The 5410-nt window shown below is 40.4% G+C and carries 4 protein-coding genes and 1 pseudogene; 3 read left to right on the forward strand and 2 right to left on the reverse strand.

The features are described from left to right. Nucleotides 1-447 precede the first annotated feature (447 nt). Genes ABVT42_RS21490 through ABVT42_RS21500 form a run of 3 tightly spaced genes read left to right on the forward strand, consistent with a single transcriptional unit; the run spans nt 448 to nt 4110 of the window. The gene (locus ABVT42_RS21490; RefSeq protein WP_353897987.1) at nt 448-1887 is read left to right on the forward strand and encodes a RimK family protein; all 1440 of its coding nucleotides are present in this window, start codon (nt 448-450) and stop codon (nt 1885-1887) included. A gap of 2 nt (nt 1888-1889) precedes the next feature. Beyond that, a complete protein-coding gene (locus ABVT42_RS21495; RefSeq protein ID WP_353897986.1) occupies nt 1890-3002 on the forward strand; it encodes a DUF2817 domain-containing protein in 1113 nt (370 codons plus the stop codon). Further along, nucleotides 2989-4110 carry a GNAT family N-acetyltransferase/peptidase C39 family protein gene (locus ABVT42_RS21500; protein WP_353897985.1) on the forward strand — a complete coding sequence of 374 codons (1122 nt, stop codon included), beginning with the start codon at nt 2989-2991 and terminating at the stop codon, nt 4108-4110. Before ABVT42_RS21495 ends, ABVT42_RS21500 begins: the two co-directional genes overlap by 14 nt. Here the strand turns inward: ABVT42_RS21500 and ABVT42_RS21505 are convergent. Continuing rightward, nucleotides 4068-4205, reverse strand: a pseudogene (locus ABVT42_RS21505) (RHS repeat-associated core domain-containing protein); the annotation flags it as partial. The gene ABVT42_RS21500 and the pseudogene ABVT42_RS21505 sit on opposite strands and share 43 nt — an antisense overlap. Nucleotides 4206-4557: 352 nt before the next feature. Continuing rightward, the gene (locus tag ABVT42_RS21510; protein WP_353897984.1) at nt 4558-5016 is read right to left on the reverse strand and encodes a hypothetical protein; all 459 of its coding nucleotides are present in this window, start codon (nt 5014-5016) and stop codon (nt 4558-4560) included. Between the last annotated feature and the right edge of the window lie 394 nt (nt 5017-5410).

The raw sequence follows: 5410 nt of genomic DNA on the forward strand, positions 1-5410 counted from the left end.
ATCTGCTGCCATGTTCTACGGATTCTTGTTAAAACAAGACCCAACACTGCTGGCTTATAATGGCTCTATTGATGCGCAAACTGCGGCAACATTAAAGCAGGTCGCTAAGGAAGTCTTGATGGAATATAACCAAATCGTTTTTTAAAGTAACAATTGTAATAACGAAGTGATTCTTTCAATCAATCTTTGCCCCATTTATTGGGGCTTTTTTTTGTGTTTCATTCTACTTATTTGAACTCGCAATCACGACACTAATCCAAACCTTTACAGTTAATTTTTAATATTCGCTCATACCATTTATCTTATTCTTTAACACAAGGCAGACGTCCGATTAAAAATTATTGCTCGAAAGATATTTCCGTGGTATTTAATTATTCTACCCATTTAGAGAGAGCCCCAACCTTCAATCCTTGATGTGCCAAAGCCCCTCAACCAAGGACATAATGAATGTATAAAACGCTGTTTGTTGTCGATGACAACAGCACTTCACTACCGCTTGGTAGTGCGATCAGTTTTACTGATTACCTGCGCGATTACCCAAAACTGGGCGAACCCAATACCCGTGTTATTAATTTGTGCGATACCAGCCGCTATTTAAGTCAAGGTTATTACTGTTCGCTGCTTGCGGAGGCAAGACACCATCTTGCAATTCCCAGTGTTAAAACGATTAACGCTTTACGCGCTGACGGTGCACTAATGTGGTTGAAGCATAATCAACTGAAAGGCGAAGCGGCACCAGTAAAGCCAACCCGATTAACGCTGTGTATGGGTACGCCTCTGGAAGGAAGTTTTGCATCAATTGCTGCTAGAATTTTTCGTGATTGGCCTGCGCCATTACTGTCGGTTGAACTCACGCCAGAAACCACTGGTATTCGCGTACAAATACAGCGGTTGTGTTTAAATCAACTCTCTGCAGCAGAGCAGGCGGCAGCTATTGATATTCTTGAACGCAATATTAGTTCGCGGTGGCTAAAACAAAAAGGTGAAAAAAAATTCCGTTGGGATCTGGCCATGTTAGTTAACAAAAATGAACAAGTGCCGCCAAGTAATAAAGGAGCACTAGATAGATTTGTAAAAGCCGGTGCTAAGCTCGGGATTGATGTGCACATAGTACAAGCCCATGAGCTGACTAATCTTAATCAATTTGATGCGCTGTTTATCCGCGAAACAACAGCAATAAACCATATTACCTATCAACTCGCTTGTCGTGCTGAGGAACTTGGATTAGTGGTCATCGATGATACCAACTCAATTTTACGTTGTTGTAATAAGGTGTATTTACATGATGCATATAATTATCAAAAGGTGCCGAGTTTAAAAACCGAGTTTATTCTCGATAACCACACTTCGACTCTGACTGACATTGAACAAAGTTTTGGTTACCCATTGGTAATTAAAATGCCCGAAGGTTCATTTTCAAAAGGAGTATATAAAGTTAAATCACGAACCGAGCTCGAGAAACTTACAACAGAGTTATTACAAGACTCAGCCATGTTGCTGGTTCAAGAATATTTATTTACTGAGTATGACTGGCGCATAGGTATTATTAATGACCGAGCGGTATATGCTTGTCGCTATTATATGGCACGAAACCATTGGCAAATTTATAATCATGGCTCATCGCGCAACTTTTCCGGAGGATTTGATGCTTTACCGACCTTTGAAGTGCCTCGTCAGGTATTAAAGGCAGCATTAAAAGCAGCAGCGGTCATTGGTAATGGTTTATATGGCGTTGACATTAAAGAAGTCGACGGTAAAGCCTACGTGTTAGAGGTAAATGATAATCCGAGTATTGATCATAATGTTGAAGATGCCTATTTAGGAAATGAGCTGTACATGCAGATCATGGGTGAGTTCTTGCGTCGCCTGGAACAGCGAGGCCAATAGTCATGCAAACGGAATTATTTTTCCACAACAGCCTTTGCAATAGCGAGATTTATTTTAGCCAAAACTATCCACAAGCTCGACAAAAATTTTTAGACGCGGCCAATCAGCTTAATCACGCTAACATTCACCAAAGCTGGCAACTGGAAAAAGATTTAACCTGCGATAGCATTTGGTTAGGTGCAGAGAATGCTGAAAAAGTACTAGTCATCATTAGCGGCACTCATGGCGTCGAAGGTTATTGTGGTAGCGCGGTACAAAATTTTATTTTGCAAGCGATCAATGCGGGGCTAATTACAGTGGCCGACAGCACCGCCATTTTATTGATTCACGCTCTCAATCCGTGGGGTATGCAACATTATCGACGGTGTGATCAAGATGGTATTGATCTCAATCGTAACTTTGTCGACTTTTCTCAACCATTAAGTGACAACCCAAAATACTTACATTATCTTGAGCAATTGGTCGAAGTTGACTCTAATCAACGTTATACAGTCTTCGAACAATTTTCAAAAACCTTAGGTCAACAACAATTTGATGAAATTTTTAGCGGCGGACAATATCATTGCAATTGGGGACCATTTTATGGCGGACAAAAAGCCTCTTGGTCAAATCATGTCATTGACCAAATTATTAACAACTATCAACTAGATGAGAAATTACTTGTCGTACTCGATATTCACTCGGGTCTTGGTCCGTTTGCTTTTGGTGAATTAATCAGCGATCACTCACCAGAAACAGCCGGTGCAAAATTTGCTGAAAAATTATTTGGCTCAGCCATTGCGGCAACTTTGGCAGGTAATTCTTTTTCAGTGGCTAAACGCGGTCTACTTGATTATCGCTGGCATGATTTAATGCATAACGGCGGTTGTTTTTTAACTTTAGAATTTGGCAGCTTTGGTACAGCAGCATTATTCAATGTCATACTCGATGATCATATTATTTGGCACAATACGCATAACATGATGGCAAAAAATATCAAACTGCAAGCACAAAAAATGCAACAGCACTTTTGTCCTAATGATATCTTATGGCAACAATCAGTATTGTATAAAAGCTGGCAAGCAGTCCATACAACATTGTGCGTTTTTTCGGATAACCAATATGACCACGGCTGATCGCGATTTAACTGTTAACAAGGCAACACTTGATGATTTGGATTCATTAACTGCATTAGAGATTGAATGTTTTAAAACTGATCGACTCAGTCGACGTAGTTTTAAACATCATATTCAATCGGCTAACTCCAATTTGTTAGTGATTCGTGATGATTCCAAGCAATGTATTGCCTATGGACTTGTACTGTATAATCAAGGCACTCGTTTATCGCGTCTGTATTCATTAGCTGTTAGCAGACGCTATCAAGGCCAAGGACTGGGACTAATATTACTGACGCAACTCGAAGAATCAGCGGCAGCCAATGAACGCCATTATATGCGTCTTGAAGTTGCCAAAAACAATCACAAAGCCATTGCACTGTATCAGGCAAATGGCTACCGAGTGTTTGGCGAATATGAAGATTACTACGACGATCATGACGATGCTTTGCGCATGCAAAAACGTATTCGCGCACCACGTGGGCCGCAAGTACAACGTCTGACACCTTGGTATCGTCAATCGACCGAATTTACCTGTGGCCCTGCGGCTCTGCAAATGGCAATGGCGAGTTTGTCGCCAGACTATACTTGTTCATTAGAAAATGAACTAAATATCTGGCGTGAAGCGACCACCATTTTCATGACATCAGGTCACGGCGGCTGTCATCCTTTCGGCTTAGCTTTAGCTGCCCATCAGCGCGGCTTTATTGCTGATATCTGGTTAAGTACCGCTCAGCCATTGTTTATTGACGGTGTACGCTCAGATCATAAAAAACAGATCATAGAAACGGTGCATCACCACTTCCACCAACAATGTCTCGAACAAAATATTAATATTCATGAAAAATCGATCCGCTTTGAAGATATTGCCAAAGTGCTGGATAACAACTATGCAGTCCTAATTTTGGTAAGCACTTATCGTCTTGATGGTAAAAAAGCACCTCATTGGGTAGTCGTTACAGGAATGGATAATGACTGTTTATTTGTGCACGATCCTGATCAAGATGAAGAGCAGCAAACTCCTTTGGACTGTCAATATATTCCCATCGCTCATGAAGACTTTGAACGTATGTGTGCATTTGGCAGTCAACGTATTCGCGCAGCATTAACATTAAAAGCAATCCCATAAGACAACGTTATGGGATTAGGCGCATACCGATAATTGTTACTCCCTCCCAATAAACCAATCGGATCTTGAGAGGTAAAACGGCCTGTTTTAGGATCGTAATAGCGGAATGGGCCTGCGCTATCGGAACAAAGGAATTCGGCTCAAACAAATAAAGCGTCTTATCTAAATCCGTCTGTTCACTCAGCAGTACATCATACCGCCATTAAATTTGGCAGCATTTTGTATTACACCTCAAGCCCAATCACCACGCGGTTTCCATTAGCATCGGTAAGATGCGTCTGGTGTGATATAAAAATCACCGAAGGCGAAGCCGTGAGCGGGGGCAAGTTATAATCGGCAGCAGCCAATTAAATTGAATTCAGTCTGTTCGATGATGGGAGATAAAAACGCCCTCGAATTGAGGGCGGGATGGAGGTAATTTTGAGTTGAGTTGTCGAGGTTCATTCTTTAGTTTGACATATCGAGCTTGTTAAGCATGACCCCTTCTTTGTCATCCCAACCATACTCGTAGAACTGAAACTTCATTCCACTTGATTGGAGAATCTCTTTTGCTCCATTTAGAAAAAGCCCATAAAAGTCTTTCAGTATCTTTGTATGAGCCTCTTGATAAAACTCTTCATCCTTATAATACTTAGATTCAATCGACTCGAAGTACTCAAAGAAAGGAGCAACCTGAATTGTTACTTTATTATCAACTTCCTCAAATAAATCTGACTCTGAACAAGGATATAAGTATATTAATGACGGCTCTATGTGAAAGCTAATATTGATAAAGTCACCGGACATATTCTTTGAAAAAATATCCATCGATGCTTGTACAACTGAATTAAAATTTTCCAGTTTTTCAAGCTTTTTGAAATATCTTTTACTGAAACTGTCTTCTTGAATATCTGTCCAATTTAACACTATCCTTCCCCTTTATTTTTTACCTAGTTGTCGAGTGCTATTAGTTAAAATTCTTCTAGCTCTATCAGCATAATAATGTAAACGATCCGCTGCTTGTCTGGGAGACATGTTAGGGTTAGCCTTCATATCTCTATTTAACAAACGCTCTACTACTTTATTATACCTTCTATGCCGAATTGACCAGCTATGATTTCTCAGAGGCATACCATTCCTTACACCATTCATATTGAATCCTCCCCTAGCTCCCAAACGAACCATTGGGTGATTTCTCATTTGCCAAGGAATGTAATTGCTCAAAAAGCGGGGGCATTTAGACTTTACGGTGAGTTTACTATGAATTCACATAGTTGAGGTATTTTTCCTAACTTTTTTATACGATCTTCTAAGTAATGCC

This window comes from Aliikangiella maris, assembly GCF_040719265.1.
Classification (GTDB): Bacteria; Pseudomonadota; Gammaproteobacteria; order Enterobacterales; family Kangiellaceae; genus Aliikangiella; species Aliikangiella maris.